The following is an 18,856-nucleotide window of genomic DNA, read 5'->3' as shown; positions in this document are numbered from 1 at the left end:
CAAGCGTGCTTCCTGCCGCCCGGATACGGACTCATGTCGCGTTGATCACCGTACGCGCCCCGGCGCGGGGCCCGCACACCCGTGGTGCCGGCCCGCTCAGACGTGGAGCAGGCACCACACGCCCGCCGCCGCCGCGACGGCTCCCACCAGGGCGTATCCCGCCGCCGCGGCCGGCCCGGCGCCCTGGACGACCGGTGCGCCCAGACCTGCCCGGACACCGCTCCAGCCCAACAGGACCGTGCCGAACACCACGAGGACCACTCCGGCGAATGCCGCCGGTCCGCTTTCCATCCTCCGACCACCTCCCAGGTGACCGGAGGGTGCCACGCGTACGCATCGAACAAACGAACCACGGGTGAAATCCACCCGCCGGCCGCAGCGGGCGCGGCGTGGCCCGGCCCGGAGCGGGTCCGGGGGCGGGGCAGGGCAGGCCGGAGACGGGTCGAGGCCGGGGTCCGGGGCTGGTCCAGGGCTGGTCCGGGGCTGGTCCGGGCTGGTCCGGGCGGGTCCGGGCGGGTCCGGGCGGGTCCGGGCGGGTCCGGGCGGGTCCGGGCGGGTCAGTCGACCGGGATCAGGAAGCCCTGCTCCACCAGCAGCCGGATCGACGCCGGCGTGCGGTCGCGCAGCACCACCGGGTCCTCGTCCAGCAGTTGGGCGATCGCGTCCAGGATCTGCCCCGCGGCGAGCGTGCCGTCGCACACCCCCGCGAAGCCCGCGACCACGGTGTCCACCTCGGTCGCCCGCCGCATGCCGCGGTTCTGCCGCAGCACCACGTGCTCGGGGTCCTCCGCACCGGGGACCCCGACCTGCTCCTGCACGACCGAGTCGGCCAGCCGGAAGCGGGAGGCCAGCAGTGCGGCGTCGTCGTGGTCGCGCAGGAAGTCCTGGCGGGCGAACCACTGCTCGATCACCGGCCCGAGGGGCTGCTCGACCGGGTGCGGCCACTCCTCCACCCGGACGACCGGCCGGTCCGACCCGGACCTGCGCAGAGTGATCCAGCCGAAGCCGACGGCCCGGGCGCCCTGCCGTTCGAACTCGTCCAGCCACGCCTCGTAGCGCGCCGCGTACTCGGCCGGGCCGCCCCGGTGGTCGCCGCCGTCGCGCAGCCACAGCTCCGCGTACTGCGTGACGTCCTGCACCTCCCGCTGGACGACCCAGGCGTCGCAGCCGGTCGGGGCGATCCAGCCGGCGATCCGGTCCTTCCAGTCCTCGCCCTCGACGTGCAGCCAGTTGGCGAGCAGCTGGCAGTAACCGCCCTCCTCCAGGTGGTCGGCCGCCCCGGCCACGAGGGTGCGGCACAGGTCGTCGCCGGCCATGCCGCCGTCGCGGTAGGTCAGCCGGGCGCCGGGCGAGATGACGAACGGCGGGTTGGAGACGATCAGGTCGAAGCGCCGGTCGCCGACCGGCTCGAAGAGGCTGCCCCCGAGGACGTCGGCGCCGCGCACCCCGGACAGGGCGAGCGTGAGGCGCGCGAAGTGCACCGCCCTCGGATTGAGGTCGGTGGCGGTGACGTGGCCGGCGTGCCGGGCCGCGTGGAGCGCCTGGACACCGGATCCGGTGCCCAGGTCCAGGGCCCGGCGGACAGGCCGGCGGACCGTGATGTTCGCCAGCGTGGTCGAGGCGCCGCCGACCCCCAGCACCAGGTCGGACGCCGGGACTCCCGGGGCCCGGCCGATGCCCGAGGCGCCGCCCACCGCGCAGCCGAGGTCGGAGACGATCCACCAGTCGTCGTCCTCCCCGCCGCCGTACGGCCGGATGTCGACGGTGGCGCGCACCGGGCCGCCGTCGCCGAGGCCGTCGCCGGGGCCGTCCTGGGCGCCGTCGGCCCGGGTCAGCCAGCCCCCGTCGAGGCAGTCCCGCACGTCCAGCGCAGCCGCCGCCAGCGCGTACGGCACGGGCTGCTGCAGCAGGAAGAGGCGCACCAGGACGGACAGCGGGTCCGTGCCCCGGGCAGCGCGCAGCGCGGGCACGGTCTCGTTGCGCGACAGCGCCGCGTACGCCGGGGAGCCGAGCAGGTCGAGGAGGCCGTCGGCGGTGTACGCGGCGCGCTTGAGCGCGTCGCGCAGCCGGTCGGCGCGGGCGGGGTCGGGCAGGGAGGGCGGGTGCGTGCTCACGCGGTCATTGTCCCCCGCCCCGGCGGGCGGGGCGTCGCCCCTGCCGTCCGCCGGGGCCCGCCGGGACCGGGGCCTGTCAGGAGCCGGGGCCTGTCAGGAGCCGGGGCCTGTCAGGAGCCGGGGCCTGTCAGGAGCCGGCCGCGGGGGACGTCTTCTTGCAGCCGGGCTGTTCCGCCATGGCCGTCCCGATCTCGCCGGACTGCAGCTGGAGGAAGGCGTCGTGGCCGGCCTTGCTCGCCCTGTTCGGTTCGGCGGCCAGCTCCTGCAGGCCGTCGGCGAACTTCCGCTGGTCCTTGGTGTCGAGCTTGTCCACCTGCGCCTTGAGGTCGCGGTAGGCCGCGGCGGTGGCCTTCATCCCCTTCACCGATTCGGCGTACAGCTTCCCGGCCTTCTCGGCATCCTCCGCCGGCGGCTTCCCGGCCTTGTCCAACGCAACGGCGATCGCCCGGTACGCCTCGGCCTTCTGGCCGAACACCTTGGAGTCGACCTCCTTGACCTTCTCCGGGGAGTCGTCGGGGGTCGTCTCCGAGAAGAGCTTGTCCGCCTCCTGGATCTTCTTCTCCTGGGGCGGCACCTTGTCGCAGACCTGCTTCGCCCAGGCGTTGAGGGCCTCCTCGTGGGAGGCGCCGCAGCCGGTCAGGGCCGCCACCAGAGCCGCGCCGGTCAGGGCGGCCGCGAGCTTGTTGTTCACCGGAGTCGTCCTTTCGTGGCCCTACGGCCCCGGAACTTACACGGCGCGGGCGGCGCACCGGCCGGGCGGGCGGACCACGAAGTCCGGTAAGCGTCTTTTGTTCACATCGGCTGCCGTCGATCCGGAAGGCGGCCGCACCGGGTGCGCGAACCGGTACGACCGCCTCCTGGCCAGGCACAGGCCGGTCGGGGCTCAGCGGACGGGCTCCGGGTCGGCCCTGCGTTCGCCCGTGTCCGAGTTGTCTTCGTCACCCACGGCGATTCCCCGCCTCTTGGAGGCGTAGACCGCGGCCACGATCACCACGACGGCCACCGCGGCGACCGTGATCCGCACCGGCAGGCTGGCCTCGTCGCCGTAGCCGTACCTGACCACGGCGGCGGCGATCAGCAGGGCGACCAGGTTCATCACCTTCAGCAGGGGGTTGATCGCCGGCCCCGCGGTGTCCTTGAAGGGGTCCCCGACCGTGTCGCCGATGACGGTGGCGGCGTGGGCCTCGCTGCCCTTGCCCCCGTACAGGCCGTCCTCGACCAGCTTCTTGGCGTTGTCCCAGGCCCCTCCGGAGTTGGCCAGGAAGACCGCCATCAGCAGCCCGGTGCCGATGGCCCCGGCCAGGAAGGAGCCCAGGGGCCCGATGCCGAGCGAGAAGCCCACCGCCACCGGGGCGAGCACGGCGAGCAGCCCGGGGGTGGCCAGCTCGCGCAGCGCGTCCTTGGTGCAGATGTCCACCACCCGCCCGTACTCGGGGGTCTGCGAACCGTCCATGATCCCGGGCTTCTCCCTGAACTGGCGGCGCACCTCGAAGACCACCGAGCCCGCCGACCGGGAGACCGCGTTGATCGCCAGCCCGGAGAAGAGGAAGACGACCGCCGCGCCCAGCAGCAGCCCGACCAGGTTGTTCGGCTGGGAGATGTCCAGGCTCAGCCCCGGGCCGGAGGGGTTGCCCGCCTCCGCCCGGGCCGTGCCCACGGTCTCGGTGAACGAGCCGAACAGGGCCGTCGCGGCCAGGACGGCCGTGGTGATGGCGATGCCCTTGGTGATCGCCTTGGTGGTGTTGCCGACCGCGTCCAGGTCGGTGAGGACCCGCGCGCCGTCGCCGTGCACGTCGCCGGACATCTCGGCGATCCCCTGCGCGTTGTCCGAGACCGGCCCGAAGGTGTCCATGGCGACGATCACGCCGACCGTGGTCAGCAGGCCGGTGCCCGCCAGCGCCACCGCGAACAGGGCCAGCACCAGCGAACCGCCGCCCAGCAGGAACGCCCCGTAGACGCCGAGCCCGATGAGGACCGCCGAGTACACCGCGGACTCCAGTCCGACCGAGACGCCGGAGAGCACCACGGTCGCCGGCCCGGTCAGGGAGGTCCTGGCGATGTCCCTCACCGGGCGCCGTCCGGTCTCGGTGAAGTACCCGGTGAGCTGCTGGACGAGCGCGGCGAGCACGATGCCGATGGCCACCGCCGCCAGGGCGAACAGGCGCGGGTCGCCGTCGTGGGAGGCGATCGCGGCGGGCACGTTGTCCAGGTCGGAGAAGCGCGCGGGCAGGTAGGCGAAGGCCGCCGCGGCCACCAGCGCCAGGGAGATCGCCGCGGAGACGAAGAAACCGCGGTTGATCGCGGTCATGCCGCTGCGGTCGCGGGCCCGGGGGGCGACGAGGAGGATGCCGGCCATGGCGGTCAGCACGCCGATCGCCGGCACCAGCAGCGGGAACGCGAGCCCGGCGTCGCCGAAGGCGACCGTGCCCAGGATCAGCGCGGCCACCAGGGTGACCGCGTAGGACTCGAACAGGTCGGCGGCCATGCCGGCGCAGTCGCCCACGTTGTCGCCGACGTTGTCCGCGATGGTCGCCGCGTTGCGCGGGTCGTCCTCGGGGATGCCCTTCTCGACCTTGCCCACCAGGTCCGCGCCCACGTCGGCGGCCTTGGTGAAGATGCCGCCGCCGACCCGCATGAACATCGCCAGCAGGGCCGCGCCGAACCCGAACCCCTCCAGCACCTTGGGCGCGTCGGCCGCGTAGACCAGCACCACCGTGCAGGCCCCCAGCAGTCCGAGGCCGACGGTGCACATGCCGACCACGCCGCCGGTGCGGAACGCGATCCGCATGGCGCGGTGCGAGACCGCGGCGCGGTCCGCCGGGCCGCGCCCGCCCCCGGCCGGGCCGGCCTCGGTCAGGCCCGGCCCGGCGGGAAGTGCGGAACCGGCGGCGGTCAGGTCCGCGGTACGGGCGGCCGCGGCGACCCGCACGTTGCTGCGGACCGCCAGCCACATCCCCAGCCAGCCGGTGGCCGCCGAGAAGACGGCACCGACCAGGAAGAACACCGAGCGGCCCAGTCTCTGCCCCCAGGTGTCGGCGGGCAGCAGCATCAGCAGGAAGAACACCGCCGCCGCGAACACCGACAGCGTGCGCAGCTGCCGCGCCAGGTAGGCGTTCGCCCCCTCCTGGACGGCGGCCGCGATGCGTTTCATACGGTCGGTCCCCTCGTCCGCCATGAGCACCTGGCGGGTCAGGACGGCCGCGACGACCAGTGCGGCCACGGCCACACCGGCGATCACCAGCAGCAGTGTGCGGTTCCCCCCGGTGAGCACGGCCGCCTCTCCGGCGGTTCCGGCGGCGGTCGGTGCGGCGAGACCGTTGGCGAGAACGGTGAGTGGCCCTGCCATTCGTCCTCCTTGACGTTTGGCACACGGCGCAGCGGGAGGTCCGCGAGGAGGGGCGGGGTGACCCGCGGCGCTCAGGCTTCCCGAGCGAGCATGGGGCGGATTGCGGAGAGCCCGGCCGAAGCAGGGCGGGACGCGTCCGTCCCAAGGATCACCGAAGGGGCCCGGTGCCGCATCTCAAGGAGGGACGGGTGAGTGGGCGGGGCGCCGGCGCCGGGCAGGCAGCGCCGACGGGCCGACGGGCCGACGGGCCGACGGGGCGGCAGACGGCAAAGCGGCAGGCCGACAGACGGCAGGAGGGCGGGGCGGCAGGCGAACAGGCAGGCCGGGCGGCAGCCGGTGGGCCGGCTGGTGAGCGGGCCGGCGCAGGGGCGGGGCGCCTCACGGTGGCCGGGGCGGCAGCACACCGCCGGCCGGCGGCACGGGGGCCGGCGGCCGGCGGTTGCCGGGCGGGGTCAGGTGGCGAGGGGCGGCGGGACGGTGGGCCAGCTCATGCGGATGGTTCCGCCGGTCCCGCCCGCGGTCACCTCGAAGTCGTCCACGAGCCCGCTGATCACGGCAAGGCCCATGTCCCCCTCACCGGCCTCGTCGGACACGGGGGCGGGGTGCCCGGCGGCCTCGCCGTGCCGCCCGGGGGCGGAGGGGCTCCCGGTTTCGGGAACCTCGTCGGCGACCTCGATGGAGAACTTCTTCTCGTCCTCCGTCAGGCTCACCCGGACCGGGCTCTCCAAGCCGTGGAGCCGGTGCAGGCCGACCGCCCGGGAACACGCCTCGCCGACGGCGAGACGCACCTCGTCGAGTACGGACTCGTCGACCCCGGCCCGACGGGCCACCGCGGCCGCCACGAGCCGCGCGGTGCGCACGTGCTCGGGCAGGGCGGTGAAACGCAGTTCGACAGTGGCCACAGGTCAGTTCCCCCTCGGTCCTCGGGCGTGCAGAAACAGGGGCCCGGGCACGGGATCGCGACCCGGTGCCCCCGCTCGACCGACAGTCCGTCAGCGATGCGACGGTCAGTCGGTCGCCGCGACAGCCTCCTCGACCGAGGTGTGGATCGGGAACACCTTGGTCAGACCGGTGATACGGAAAATCTTCAGGATGCGCTCCTGGTTGCACACGAGGCGCAGGGAGCCCTCGTGTGCGCGCACGCGCTTCAGGCCGCCGACGAGCACACCCAGGCCGGTGGAGTCGAGGAAGTCGACTCCCTCCATGTCCACGACCAGGTGGTAGCTGCCGTCGTTGACGAGTTCGACCAACTGCTCGCGCAGCTTGGGCGCGGTATACACATCAATCTCGCCACCGACCTCAACAACCGTACGGTTGTCGACGGTTCGGGTCGACAGGGACAGGTCCACGGATCCTCCAGCACCTTGCATCGAGCGGTCGCCCCCCATGGATCGGCAGCCGCGATGGCATTCAATCACTTACCAGCAGGCGAGCACGACGCCTTGCGGCGATTGTCCGTCACGCCAGTGACACACTGAGTGTCGATGGCTCAGGATCCTCACCCGCAGACGGCCCATGATCCCGCCTCGTCGCCCCCGGCCCTGGCCCGGCTCGCCGCGAGGGCAGGCCGAGCCGCACGCATCACTCATACGGAGCACTTGCCCCCGAGAGCGGGAAGCCATTCCCACTGGCCGGAGGGTATTCGGCCGGAAGTGGTGGACGCACTGCACGAAGCGGGCACAGGGCGCCCCTGGACACACCAGGCACAGGTCGCGGCGTTCGCTCTGGGCGGACAGTCCGTCGTCGTGTCGACCGGGACCGCCTCCGGCAAGTCGCTGGCCTACCTCGCCCCGGTGCTCAGTTCCCTGCTGGAGGGCTCGGAGGCCCCGAACGGGCGGGGAAGCACCTCGCTCTACCTCGCCCCGACCAAGGCCCTCGCCGCCGACCAGCGCCGGGTCGTCACCCGTCTGGCCGAACCGCTGGGCACCGCCGTGCGCCCCGCCGTGTACGACGGCGACACCCCGGTCGAGGAACGCGAGTGGGTGCGCCTCTTCGCCAACCACGTGCTCACCAATCCGGACATGCTGCACCGCGGCATCCTCCCGGCCCACGCGCGCTGGTCCTCGTTCCTGCGGCACCTGCGCTACGTGATCGTCGACGAGTGCCACACCTACCGCGGGGTGTTCGGGTCCCACGTCGCCCAGGTGCTGCGGCGGCTGCGCCGGGTCTGCGCCCGCTACGGGGCGGAACCGGTCTTCCTCCTCGCCTCGGCCACCGCCGCGCAGCCGGGCGAGGCGGCGGAACGCCTCACCGGCGTCCCGGTGCGCGAGGTCACCGAGGACGCCTCGCCCCGCGGCGGACTCGCCTTCGCCCTGTGGGAACCGCCGCTGACCGACGCCGGCGGCGAGCACGGCGCACCGGTACGGCGCACCGCCGTCGCCGAGTGCGCCGACCTGCTCGCGGACCTCGTGGCGGGCGGGGTGCGCACCGTCGCCTTCGTCAGGTCCCGGCGCGGCGCGGAACTGGTCGCCCTGCTGGCCCAGGAACGCCTGGCCGCCGTGGACCCGGCGCTGCCCCCGCGGGTGGCCGCGTACCGCGGCGGCTACCTGCCGGAGGAGCGGCGGGCCCTGGAGCGGGCGCTGCACAGCGGGGAGCTGCTGGGGCTGGCGTCCACCACCGCGCTGGAACTGGGGGTGGACGTGTCCGGCCTGGACGCCGTCCTCATCGCCGGCTACCCCGGCACCCGGGCGTCCCTGTGGCAGCAGGCCGGACGCGCCGGGCGGTCGGGGCAGGAGGCCCTGGCCGTGCTGATCGGCCGCGACGACCCGCTGGACACCTACCTGGTCCACCACCCCGAGGCGCTGTTCCGGCAACCCGTGGAGAGCACGGTGATGGACCCCGACAACCCCCACGTCCTCGCCCCCCACCTGTGCGCGGCCGCGGCGGAGCTGCCGCTGACGGAGGCCGACCTGGAACTGTTCGGGCCGTCCGCGGCCGGCCTGGTCGGGCAGCTGGAGCGCCGCGGGCTGCTGCGGCGGCGCGCGTCCGGCTGGTTCTGGACCCGCCGGGAACGCGCCGTCGACCGCATCGACATCCGCGGCGGGGGAGGCAGGCCCGTGCAGGTCGTGGAGGCCGGTACCGGGCGGCTCCTCGGAACGGTGGAGGAGGCGGCGGCGCACACCACCGTCCACGACGGCGCCGTCCACCTCCACCAGGGGCAGACCTACCTGGTGCGCCACCTGGACCTGGAGGACTCGGTCGCCCTGGTCGAGCAGGCCGACCCGCCGTACACGACCACTGCCAGGGACACCACCGCGATCTCGGTCCTGGAGACCACCGAGGAGGTGCCCTGGGGCGAGGCCCGGCTGTGCTTCGGGTCGGTCGAGGTCACCAACCGCGTCGTCTCCTACCTGCGCCGCAGGCCGATCACCGGCGAGGTCCTCGGCGAGACGCCCCTCGACATGCCCCCGCGCACCCTGCGCACCAGGGCCGTGTGGTGGACGGTCACCGACGGGCAGCTGGAAGAGGCCCGGGTCCGCCCCGAGGAGCTGCCCGGCGCCGCGCACGCGGCCGAGCACGCCTCGATCGGGATGCTGCCGCTCTTCGCCACCTGCGACCGGTGGGACATCGGCGGCGTCTCCGTACCGCTGCACCCGGACACCGGCCGCCCGACGGTCTTCGTCCACGACGGCCACCCGGGCGGTGCGGGGTTCGCCGAGCGTGCCTTCCGCACGGCCGGAGCATGGCTGCGGGCGACGCGCGAGGCGATCTCCTCCTGCGAGTGCGAGTCCGGCTGCCCCTCGTGCATCCAGTCGCCCAAGTGCGGCAACGGCAACGAGCCCCTGGACAAGGCGGCCGCCGTCCGGCTCCTGGACGTCCTCCTGTCAGGCGCCCCCACCCCCGCCCCCGGCCCCGGCGCCGGCGCCGGCGCCGGCGCCGGCGCCGGCGCCGGGGAGGCCGACGGATAAGGGGCCCGTCTTCCCCTCTGGCCTGCCGCCGTCCCCGGCCGCGGGGAGTCCGGGGACGAGGTGGCAAGGCCACCGGGCCGGGACCGGTCACGGCGGTCCTGCGGGAGCCGCAGGGCCTGCGGGACTTGTGAGGCCTGCGACGTCCGCAGGGCCCGCGCGGGAGCGGACCTCGGCGGGCGGGAGCACGCCCAGCAGCCCTGCAGCCCGTACGTGCACCGTCACGTCGGAGACCTCACCGTGCACCGTGCAGCGGGCCAGCCGTGCGCCGTTGGCCGCGGCCGCCCTCAGAGCCCGGCCGCAGGCCTCGCGCTCCCCCTCCAGGGCGCTGTCCGCCGCGGCCAGGGCCGCCAGGTCGGCCGCGCCGCCCGCCCGGTGCCGGACGCCGACCGCATGGCCGAGGGCCAGCACTCCGGCCAGGAGCACGCAGACGGCAGCCGCCGCTCCCGTCGCCCACACCGTCGCCGAACCGCGGTCGCCACCGCCCCTCACCGCTCCTCCCCCCGCCGCGCCCTGCGGCCGGGTGCCGGCCGGGGCGTCCGCGGGGACCCCTGCCGCGGGGGGCGGCGGATCCCCGCCGACCGAGTCCTCGGCCAGGGCCACGGCCTCGGCCCGCACGGTCACCGACAGCAGGCCTGCCAGCCGCCCCGGCCCCAGGGACCGGGCCGACACCTCCACCCGCACCTCGTCCCCGCCGCGGCCCACGGACACCTGCGCGCCCGGGGGCGCGGCGGACCGCGCCGCGGCGACCGCGGTGCTCTCGGGCTCGTCGCGGGCCGCGGCCCTGGCTCCCGCCCGGGCCGCGTCCACGCAACGGATCTGCGCCACCGCGGCCGTCACGCCCCACAGCATCGCCACCAGGGCCAGGGCCAGTACCGGGAGCACCACAGCCGTCTCCGCCGTGGCCTGGCCCGCGTCGCCCCGCCACGCGGGCCGGGGCCGCTCAGAATCCCGCATCGAGCGCCTTCTCCACCATGCGCTGGAGCGCGGAGGCCACCGCGTCGGAGGTGACCACCTTGTACAGGACGGCTCCGAATCCGCAGGCGGCGACCGTGCCGACCGCGTACTCGGCGGTGGTCATGCCCGAGTCGGCGGCGGAACGCCACCGCCCGCGCACCCGTGCCGCCCGCCGTCGTACCCCTCGCGCGCACCGTACGGTCGTTGTCCTCATACGTTCCCAACCCTTCTCTGTCGACGTTCGGTCGGTGGGCCGCGGCCCCGGTCAGGCCGGGGCCAGGAGCGCCCCGGCCAGGCCCATGACCACGGGTGCCACGCCCACCAGCAGGAAGGCGGGCAGGAAGCACAGGCCCAGCGGGGCCGTGGCCAGTACGCCCGCCCGTCTGGCCCGGGCCTGGGCCGACCGGGCGTGCCGGAGCCGGCCCTGCTCCGCCAGGCGGGTGACGGCGGCGGCAGGCGGCACCCCCGTCGTGCAGGCGTGTTCCAGACAGCGGCCCAGCTCGGTCGCTCCGGGCTCGGCCGCGAACCGCTCCCAGCACTGCGCGGGATCGGCTCCCAGCCGCAGCTCCGCGGCGGCCCGGAGCAGCAGTGCGCCCAGCGGCCCTCGGACCGAGCGGCCCACCGCCCCGGCGGCCTCCTGCGGGCCCGCTCCGGCCGCGAGGCAGGCCGCGAGCAGGTCCGCGGCCTGCGGCAACTGCCTCACGACCTGTTCCGTGTGCCGGGCACGTGCCGCGCGCTCCCCGGCGGGCCCCCTCTGCCGTTGCAGGCGGTGGGCCAGCACCGCGATGCCGAAGCCGGCCAACGCTCCGGGCGGTCCTCCGACCGCGACCGCGGTGACGGCCGCCGCCACCGGCACCAGCAGCCGGCCCTCCGCCGTACCGCTCCGGGCGGGGCGGGGGCCGCTCCGGGCGGGGCGGCGGACCGCGGGCCGGCGACGCCGCGCGACGGGCGTTCCGAGCAGTTCCCGCGAACGCCGGAGGGCGAGGCGCCTGCGGCGCCGGGCCACCGGTGACACGGCGGCCACCGAGACCGCCGCCAGCACCGCCGCCGAAGCCGCCGCCACCGTCGTGACCGCCGCTGCGGCGGTCACAGCGGGCCGGCCTCTCCCGCGGCGGTGCGCACGATCCGCGCGGTCCAGGCGATCCCGGCGCACTCGAGTGCCGTGCCCGCCGCCAGACAGGCCAGGCCCGCGGGGGTGTGCAGCAGGATCCGCAGCGGCCGGGCGCCCAGGGCGGCGCCCAGCACGAGGCCGAACACGGGCAGCACGGCCAGCAGGACGGCCGTCGACCGGGGGCCCGCGAGCTGGGCCGCGAGTTCCTCCCGCTGGTCCTGCTCGCGGCGCAGCGCCGCAGCCACCCGTTCCAGTCCCTCGGCGAGCCCGCCGCCCCCGTCGACCGCCACTTCCCAGCAGGCGGCCACCCCCGCGAGCCCCTCGGCCCCCGGGAGCCGGCCGGCACGACGCAGGGCCGCCGGCACGTCGGACCCGAACCTCGCCGCGGCCAGGACCGCCGTCATCGGCTGCGTCTCCGCCCCGGACTGCGGAATCCCTCCGCCGCGCGCCAGCGCTCCGGCCAGGGCGGCGTGCGGCGGACGTCCGGCCCGCAGTTCCCCGGCGAGGGCGGTGCACAGGTCCACCACCGCGGTGCGCCGGGCCCGGGCCGCCCGCCGTTCCGCCGAGCGCCGTCCCCGTCGGCGGACGAGTGGGACCCCGGCCGCTCCCGCCAGGGCCGGCAGTGGCGAGTGCGTCAGCAGGCCCGCAGCGAGTCCCGCCGCCGCGCACGCCACCTCCGGGGTGAGCGCGGCCCGTGCCCGGCGCGCCGCGCGGAGGCGGCGGCGTTCCGGGTGCGGGGTGCGCAGCACGGCCGGCGGGCGGGTCCGGTGCGGCGGCGTGTCCCGTCCGCACCACAGCCAGGCCGCCCCTGCGGCGCAGGCCGCCGCGGCCGCGGTGATCGTCCCGCTCATCCGTGCCCGCACCTCGCTCCCCTGCCGTTCCCGGGTGTGTTGCACAGTTGCCGCAGGCGGGTCCAGCCCGGGCCGGACCCGAGCGCGCCGTCGGGCCGGAACACGGCCGCGGGGAGTGTGGTGACCAGGCCGGACGCCTGGCGTTCCAGGACGTGCACCTCGGCCACCCGGCGTCTGCCGTCCCGGTCCCGGACCAGGTGGACCACGGCGGCCAGGGCGGCGGCGAGCTGGCTGTGGAGTGCGGCCCGGTCCAGGCCGGCCGTCGAGCCGAGCGCCTCCAGCCGGGCGGGCACGTCGGCGGCCGCGTTGGCGTGGACCGTGCCGCAGCCGCCCTCGTGGCCCGTGTTGAGGGCGGACAGCAGGTCGAGCACCTCCGCGCCGCGGACCTCGCCGACGACCAGCCTGTCGGGCCGCATCCGCAGTGCCTGGCGCACCAGGTCGCGCAGGTCGACCCGTCCGGCGCCCTCCTGGTTGGCCGGGCGGGTCTCCAGCCGCACCACGTGGGGGTGGGCGGGCCGCAGCTCGGCGGAGTCCTCGGCCAGGACGATCCGCTCCCCGGCCGGCACGAGGCCCAGGAGGGTGCTCAGCAGGGTGGTCTTCCCCGTGCCCGTCCCCCCGGAGACCAGGAACGACAGCCGGGCTTCGACCATGTCCTCCAGCAGCCGGGCGCCCTCGGGGCCCAGGGCCCGGGCCCTGACGAGTTCCGGGAGGGTGAAGGCGCGCGAGCGGACCACGCGCAGCGAGATGCAGGGGGACCCGACCACGACCGGCGGCAGGACGGCGTGCAGCCGGGTGCCGTCGGGCAGGCGCGCGTCGACCCAGGGCCGGGCGTCGTCGAGCCGCCGGCCGGCCGCCGAGGCGAGCCGCTGTGCCAGGCGGCGCACGGCGGCGGTGTCGGGGAAGCGCACGCGGGCCTCCTCGAGGCCGGCTCCGCGGTCGACCCACACCTGGTCGGGGGCGTTGACCAGCACGTCGGTGACGTCCGGTTCGGCGAGCAGCGGTTCCAGCGGGCCCGCGCCGACCATCTCCGAGCGCAGGGCCCGCACCACGCCGAGCACCGAGGTGTCGCCCAGGAGGCGGCCGTGGCTGCGCAGGGCGGCCGCGACCCTGGCGGGGGTGGGCTCGTCCCCGGTCTCGGCGAGGCGCAGCCGCACGGCGTCGACGAGGGCCGTGTGGTCCTCGGTGTCCGGAGGGGAGGCGGACGCGGAGGGGGCGGGCACGTGGAAGGGGCGGGAGGGGGCTGCGGGCCCGGAAAGGCCGGGAGGGGTGTCCGGTGCTCTCACGCCGCCGCGCTCCCGCCGTCGGTGCCCGTGCCGGCGGTGCCCGTGCCGGCGGGGAGGGCCCGGGCGAGGAAGGCGGAGCAGAACCGGGCGAGCGGGCCGCGCGGGTCGCTGCCGGGCGGTCCCCCGCGGTCCCGGCCGTCGGTGAGGCCGGGCTCGCCGGGGAGTGCGCCGGCGAGCGCGAGCCGGAGCATGTGGGCGACGTCATCGTCGCGCAGCCCGTCCGGGGAGGGGCCGCGCACCACCACCCGCAGGTCCCGCACCGCCGTGCGCAGGCCGGCGGCGACCCGTGCGGCCGCGGCGCAGGACCGCAGGCGGGCGGGCAGCACCAGGAGGGCCACGTCGAGGTGGGCCAGGGCTTCGGCGGTGCTGTCGTCGAGCCTGCGCGGCAGGTCGACGACGACCACTCCTCCCGCGCGGCGGGCCGCGCCCAGGACGGAGCGCATGGCCTCCGGCGCGACGGGGACGGTGTCGCCGCGGTCCCAGCTGAGGAGGCTCAGGTCGTGCAGCCGGGGCAGCGACTCCTCCAGTGCCCCGCTGCCGACGCGGCCCCGGGAGGAGGCCAGGTCGGGCCAGCGCAGGCCGGCGGTGCGTTCGCCGCCGAGGAGTACGTCGAGCCCGCCGCCGAGGGGGTCGGCGTCCACCAGGACGGTCCGCCGTCCCTGCCGTGCGGCGGTCAGGGCGAGGGCGCAGGCCAGGGTGGAGGCTCCCGCGCCGCCGCAGCCCCCGACGACGCCGACGGTGAGGGCCTGTTCCCCGGCTCCTTCGACCGCGTCGGCGATCCGGTCCACGAGCCACGGTTCGGCGTCGGGCAGGAAGATCACGTGGTCCGCGCCGAGGGCGACGGCGCGCTGCCAGACCCCGGCGTCGTCGAGGTCGCGGCCGATCAGCAGGACGCCCTCGCGGCGGGCGGGTGCGCCGATGTGCGGTGCGCAGTCGTCGCCGACGAGCACCAGGGGCGCCGTCTCCCAGCTTCCGCGGTCCGGGTGCGCCGTGGGCGACCTCGGGTTCGGTTCCGGCCGCCGCGCACAGCCGGAGCAGGTCGTCGAGGAGTTCCTCGTCCTCGGTGAGAATGAGCGGGCGTGCCGCCGTGGTTCCGGCCGGCTCGTCCGGTCCGTGCTGCCGGGGTGCGGTGGGGTCTGTCACGGGCCCTCCTCGGGTCCTCGTGCTGCGCTCCGTCGGGTTGCGGGCGCAGGTCCCACGGTGGACCGGGCAGGGCGGGGTGCGGGGAGAGCGGTGTTTTCGGTGGACGACGGCGGGGTTGTGGACAACTCCGCCACCCGGGAAGGTGAGCACCGGGCGGGAGAAGGGCTGCGTCGACGGAATCCGGGTCCGGACATGCGACGACCCCCGCCGGGGGGGAGAGCGGGGGTCGTCATCCACGGCCGACTCGGGGGGGGAGGAGTCGGGCCGGGTTAGCACGGTCGCGAACGATCCGTGACTTCCATGGTGTACCCGAGAGCCTTCTCAGGCAAACCCACACGCCTCACCTTACGCCGATCGGTGGGTGCCTATGCTCTAGCCCGTGGAGAACCTCCCCTCGCCGCGTACGGCGGCCTTCTTCGACCTGGACAAGACCGTCATCGCGAAGTCGAGCACTGGCCTTCGGGCGCTCCTTCTACCGGGGCGGCCTGATCAACCGCCGGGCCGTGCTGCGCACCGCCTACGTGCAGTTCGTTCATGCTCGGCGGCGCCGACCACGACCAGATGGAGGGGATGCGCAAAGTACCTGTCCGAGCTGTGCCGCGGCTGGAACGTGCAGCAGGTCCGCGAGATCGTCGCCGAGGCCCTGCACGCCCTGATCGACCCGATCATCTACGACGAGGCCGCCTCGCTGATCGAGGAGCACCACGCGGCCGGCCGGGACGTGGTGATCGTGAGCGCCTCGGGCGCCGAGGTGGTGGAGCCGATCGGCCGGATGCTGGGCGCCGACCACGTGGTGGCGACCCGGATGGTCGCCGAGGAGGGCTGCTACACCGGCGAGGTGGAGTACTACGTGTACGGGCCGACGAAGGCGGAGGCCGTGCGCGAGCTGGCCGCGTCGGAGGGTACGACCTGGCGCGCAGCTACGCCTACAGCGACTCGATCACGGACGTGCCGATGCTGGAGGCGGTCGGTCACCCCTGCGCGGTCATCCGACCGGGCGCTGCGCCGGGAGGCCGCGGAGCGCGGGTGGCCGGTGCTGTCGTTCAACCGGCCGGTGCGGCTGCACCGGCGCATGCCGTCGCTGTCCGTCCCGTCGGCTCCGGTGCTGGCGGCCGCGGCGCTGGGGGCGGCGGCGCTGGGCGCGGGCCTGGTCTGGTACTCCTCGCGGCGCCGCCGTCCGTCCGTTGCGTCCTGATCCGCCCGGATCGGGCAAAGAAGTGCGGCAGGGGGTTCCGCTTCACTGCGCCCGGGAGTAGAAAGGACTCAACGGCCCGCGAGACCAGGGCGATCCGGGAGGATCCCCCGTCAGGACGGCCCCTCGGACCGAGCACCGAAGCCGGGTACCACGCGAAGCCGACCCTCCACAGGGCCAGCCGCACCAGGGGACGGGCAGCAGATCCCGACCTGATGGGTGACGACCGCGCACGCCTGGTAGCCCGGCGGACGTGCCGGCGGCGGCACCGCCCGCGGTGCCGCCGCATCCTTCCCCCGGTCCGGGGGGCCGTCCGGGTCGGCCGCACGGGCCCGGCGCCGGGACGCCCCGGCCCGCCGGCCCCGGCAGGCCGGTCAGGCGCGCCGCGCTGGAGCGCCTCGCACACCGCCGTGCTCTCGCGCACGCCCAGCTTGACCGCCTCCGCGCAGTGCGCGATCCACGCCGCCACCCCGTCGGGCGTCCCGGTGGCGTACCCCTGCAGTGCCCGCAGGTAGGAGTCGGCGCCGAGTTCGGCGTGGCCGACCTCGGCGGGGCAGATCGACTTGGGGTCCAGGCCGCTGCCGACGAGGACGATCCGCTGGGCGGCCCGGGCGACCAGTCCGTTGCACGAGCCGAAGGGGCGCAGTGCGAGGAGTTCGCCGTGGACCACGGCGGCGGTGACCAGGGCGGGGGCGGAGGTGCCGGCCAGGAGCAGCCGGGCGAGGCCGTCGAGGCGGGCGGACATCTCGTCGGCCGCGGGCAGGGGCAGTGCGACGGCCGGTTCGTCCACCGGCTCGCCGGCGCGGCGCGGGCGGCCGACGGTGTCGTCGGGGGCGGATCCGCCGGCGGCGACCAGGTGCAGCCGGGCCAGGACCTGCAGCGGGGACTGCCGCCAGGTGCCCAGGAGCTGGCCGGCCTCGGCGGACAGCCGCAGCGCGGCTCCGACGACGCCGGCCTCGGGGTCGCCGCTGAAGTCGGTGCGCCGGCGCACCTCCTCCAGGGCCCAGTCGGCCCCTGCAGGGCTGCCGACGCGCGCGCTCCGCGCAGTGCCGCCTCGGCGGTGATCTCGTTGCTGCGGCGGCGCATCACGCGGTGCCCGTAGACCGGTCCACGGCTTGGCGCACGGTCTCCACGGACTCGGCGACGCCGGGGAGGGAGCCCAGCGCGGCGAGCGGGTCGGCAGTCGTACTCATGGGAACGACCGCTCGTCGGCCTCTCGCGGCGGCCCGCTCGCGCGGTGCACGGCGCAGGGCCGCGGCGGCGGTCCAGGGCCTTGCCGCGTAGCGCGGCTTTGATCTGCTCCTGGGCCACCCGGGCTGCGGCCTCGGCCGCCGGATCCGCCGTCCGCTCCGCAGCAGGGACGGGGGCGGGCCGGCCGGAACGGCACGGCGGACAGTCATCGACGGGCCGGCCGGTGGTACAGGCACCGCTCGCCCTCGACCGGACCGTGGGAGGACGCGGCGTTGAGGTGCCGTCCTCTGCGTCGTGCGTCAACGCACTGGGGCCGAGCCCGGCCTCGGGGCTGGTGAGGTCGTATTTGAGGTGTCGCGTATTCGCGGCCGAAGCCAGCAGCGTCAACGATGCTGAGTGAGTGGTCAGGGGTGACCTGATCATCCCCGTCGACAAGCGCAGGGGCCGAGCGCCCGGCGTCGCCAGGACCTGCCGTGCGCTCGGCCGTGCTCCTGGCCGTGGGACGGCCGACCCTCCGCCAGGCCGAACATTACTGGTCGCCGGAGCGGCGCGGTGCTGTCATGGGTAGGGCGACGGCGTGGACGAGCAGGGCAGGCCGCGGAGGCCGGCGTGCCGCACGTTGTCCGCCCGGGCGGTCCGGCTGCGGCCGCCCCGTCGCAAAGCGGAAGAGGCCGATGCCATGCTGCACCGTCGCACGGTCGGTGACGTGATGACCGAGGAGGTCGTCACCCTCCGCCCCGACACACCGTTCCAGGAGGTCGCCGCGTTGCTGGACGCGAACGACATCGTCGCGGCTCCGGTCGTCGACGACGACGGCGCCCCCGTCGGCGTCGGTGTCCGCGTCCGACGTGCTGCGGCACGAGACCGGCATGCCCGATCCGCAGGGGCAGGACGGGAGCGACGAGCGCGCCTGGGGCAAGGCCCGGGCCCGGACTGCGGGCGCGCTGAGCAGCCCCGTCTTCACCGCCCGCCGACTGGACGATCCCCCGGGCCGCGCGGGAACTCCGCAAGCGGCACGTCAAGCAGCTGCCGGTGGTCGGCGACGACGGGCTCCTCACCGGCATCGTCAGCCGCAGCGACCTGCTCGACGCCTTCGTCCGCCCCGACGTCGAGATCCGCAACGAGGTCGAGCAGGACGTCCTGGGGCGCATCCTCGGCCTGGACGAGGGCACCGTCGCAGTCGATGTCCGGACGGGGTCGTCGCCCTGCGCGGTCACGTCCCGGAACCGCGTCTCGTCCCGGTCGTCGTGGGCCTCTGCCAGGGCGTCGACGGTGTCGTCGCCGTGGATGCCCACCTCGCCGCCACCCGGACGGGCTAGAAGACTCATGAAAATCTTGGTGATGGCTGTCCGGCCGGAAGCCGGGCAGCCACTCCGGTCATCCGTGGTCGTGCCGAGGTGCCAGGCGTTGTTGGTGTGGGTGAGACCGGGGTTGATCAGCCGGCGGAGACGCGGATGACTGTTCCATACCTGATTGCCCGATCGGGTGATTCACGGCGTGGTGCGCACCGGGACGGAGCGAGAGTTCAGGAAGTGGCCGTGCCGGGCGGGGTGTGGTCGTCACACAGGGCCCCAGGAAGCGCTCGATGGGCACGTCGAAGGTGCGGGCGAGGGTGTGCCAGGTGGTGACACTGCCGTGGTGCGGCCGTGTTCGAGGTCGATGAGAGTGCGCCGGGCAAGCCCGCTGCGGTCGGCGAGTTCGTCGAAGGTCCACCGCGTTCGGCCCGCAGGCGCGCGAGCACGACGCGCAGCGCAGCTTCGCGC

The 18,856-nt window shown here is 75.6% G+C and carries 14 protein-coding genes and 5 pseudogenes; 4 read left to right on the top strand and 15 right to left on the bottom strand.

The features are described 5' to 3' along the window. Positions 1-96: 96 nt before the first annotated feature. From GQS52_RS13660 to bldG, 6 genes are all read right to left on the bottom strand, one after another. Entirely contained in the window at positions 97-291 is a 195-nt protein-coding gene (locus GQS52_RS13660) for a hypothetical protein (RefSeq protein WP_182313710.1), read from the bottom strand. 266 nt (positions 292-557) lie between these two features. After that, positions 558-2,114 carry a methyltransferase gene (locus GQS52_RS13655; RefSeq protein ID WP_182313709.1) on the bottom strand — a complete coding sequence of 519 codons (1,557 nt, stop codon included), beginning with the start codon at positions 2,112-2,114 and terminating at the stop codon, positions 558-560. 127 nt (positions 2,115-2,241) lie between these two features. Further along, a complete protein-coding gene (locus GQS52_RS13650) occupies positions 2,242-2,805 on the bottom strand; it encodes a small secreted protein (protein ID WP_182313708.1) in 564 nt (187 codons plus the stop codon). Positions 2,806-2,997: 192 nt separating this feature from the next. Further along, positions 2,998-5,460, bottom strand: coding sequence for a sodium-translocating pyrophosphatase (locus tag GQS52_RS13645; RefSeq protein ID WP_182313707.1), 2,463 nt, complete (start codon positions 5,458-5,460; stop codon positions 2,998-3,000). Positions 5,461-5,912: 452 nt separating this feature from the next. Beyond that, complete coding sequence (locus tag GQS52_RS13640) at positions 5,913-6,362, bottom strand: ATP-binding protein (RefSeq protein WP_182313706.1); 450 nt, start codon at positions 6,360-6,362, stop codon at positions 5,913-5,915. A 105-nt stretch (positions 6,363-6,467) separates the two neighbouring features. Continuing rightward, complete coding sequence (gene bldG, locus GQS52_RS13635; protein ID WP_182313705.1) at positions 6,468-6,809, bottom strand: anti-sigma factor antagonist BldG; 342 nt, start codon at positions 6,807-6,809, stop codon at positions 6,468-6,470. Between the two features lie 135 nt (positions 6,810-6,944). Here bldG and GQS52_RS13630 point away from each other — a divergent pair, with 135 nt between their 5' ends. Next, complete coding sequence (locus GQS52_RS13630) at positions 6,945-9,368, top strand: DEAD/DEAH box helicase (RefSeq protein ID WP_182313704.1); 2,424 nt, start codon at positions 6,945-6,947, stop codon at positions 9,366-9,368. A gap of 87 nt (positions 9,369-9,455) precedes the next feature. Here GQS52_RS13630 and GQS52_RS13625 read toward each other — a convergent pair whose 3' ends face one another. From GQS52_RS13625 to ssd, 7 genes and pseudogenes are all read right to left on the bottom strand, one after another. Beyond that, a complete protein-coding gene (locus GQS52_RS13625) occupies positions 9,456-9,857 on the bottom strand; it encodes an Rv3654c family TadE-like protein (RefSeq protein WP_182316429.1) in 402 nt (133 codons plus the stop codon). A gap of 105 nt (positions 9,858-9,962) precedes the next feature. After that, a pseudogene (locus GQS52_RS13620) lies at positions 9,963-10,322 on the bottom strand (TadE family type IV pilus minor pilin); the annotation flags it as partial. Further along, positions 10,309-10,482: a DUF4244 domain-containing protein gene (locus GQS52_RS13615; protein WP_259370763.1), complete on the bottom strand. Its 174-nt coding sequence runs from the start codon at positions 10,480-10,482 to the stop codon at positions 10,309-10,311. The gene GQS52_RS13615 and the pseudogene GQS52_RS13620, both read right to left, overlap by 14 nt. A 105-nt stretch (positions 10,483-10,587) precedes the next feature. Further along, complete coding sequence (locus GQS52_RS13610; RefSeq protein WP_259370762.1) at positions 10,588-11,412, bottom strand: type II secretion system F family protein; 825 nt, start codon at positions 11,410-11,412, stop codon at positions 10,588-10,590. Then, on the bottom strand, positions 11,409-12,284 hold the full coding sequence (locus GQS52_RS13605; RefSeq protein ID WP_182313702.1) for a type II secretion system F family protein: 876 nt from the start codon (positions 12,282-12,284) through the stop codon (positions 11,409-11,411). Before GQS52_RS13605 ends, GQS52_RS13610 begins: the two co-directional genes overlap by 4 nt. Further along, positions 12,281-13,504, bottom strand: coding sequence for a TadA family conjugal transfer-associated ATPase (locus tag GQS52_RS13600; protein ID WP_182316427.1), 1,224 nt, complete (start codon positions 13,502-13,504; stop codon positions 12,281-12,283). Before GQS52_RS13600 ends, GQS52_RS13605 begins: the two co-directional genes overlap by 4 nt. Before the next feature lie 59 nt (positions 13,505-13,563). Further along, positions 13,564-14,638 (bottom strand): annotated as a pseudogene (ssd, locus tag GQS52_RS13595) (septum site-determining protein Ssd). A 451-nt stretch (positions 14,639-15,089) separates the two neighbouring features. On the opposite strand from ssd, the gene GQS52_RS13590 reads away from it, so the two are divergent. After that, on the top strand, positions 15,090-15,905 hold the full coding sequence (locus tag GQS52_RS13590; protein WP_182313701.1) for an HAD-IB family hydrolase: 816 nt from the start codon (positions 15,090-15,092) through the stop codon (positions 15,903-15,905). A gap of 376 nt (positions 15,906-16,281) precedes the next feature. Here GQS52_RS13590 and GQS52_RS13585 read toward each other — a convergent pair. Further along, positions 16,282-17,095: pseudogene (locus tag GQS52_RS13585) on the bottom strand (oxidoreductase); the annotation flags it as partial. Between the two features lie 677 nt (positions 17,096-17,772). Here GQS52_RS13585 and GQS52_RS27815 point away from each other — a divergent pair. After that, positions 17,773-17,865 (top strand): annotated as a pseudogene (locus GQS52_RS27815) (CBS domain-containing protein); the annotation flags it as partial. A 209-nt stretch (positions 17,866-18,074) separates the two neighbouring features. Beyond that, complete coding sequence (locus GQS52_RS27810; RefSeq protein WP_346268275.1) at positions 18,075-18,551, top strand: CBS domain-containing protein; 477 nt, start codon at positions 18,075-18,077, stop codon at positions 18,549-18,551. Between the two features lie 67 nt (positions 18,552-18,618). Here GQS52_RS27810 and GQS52_RS27805 read toward each other — a convergent pair. Beyond that, a pseudogene (locus tag GQS52_RS27805) lies at positions 18,619-18,843 on the bottom strand (helix-turn-helix transcriptional regulator). Positions 18,844-18,856: the final 13 nt, after the last annotated feature.

It is taken from the genome of Streptomyces sp. SCUT-3 (genome assembly GCF_014083985.1).
GTDB lineage: Bacteria > Actinomycetota > Actinomycetes > Streptomycetales > Streptomycetaceae > Streptomyces_H > Streptomyces_H thermolineatus.
Note: the sequence above shows the minus strand (reverse complement) of the source record. Positions and strands in the feature narration are given on the sequence as shown.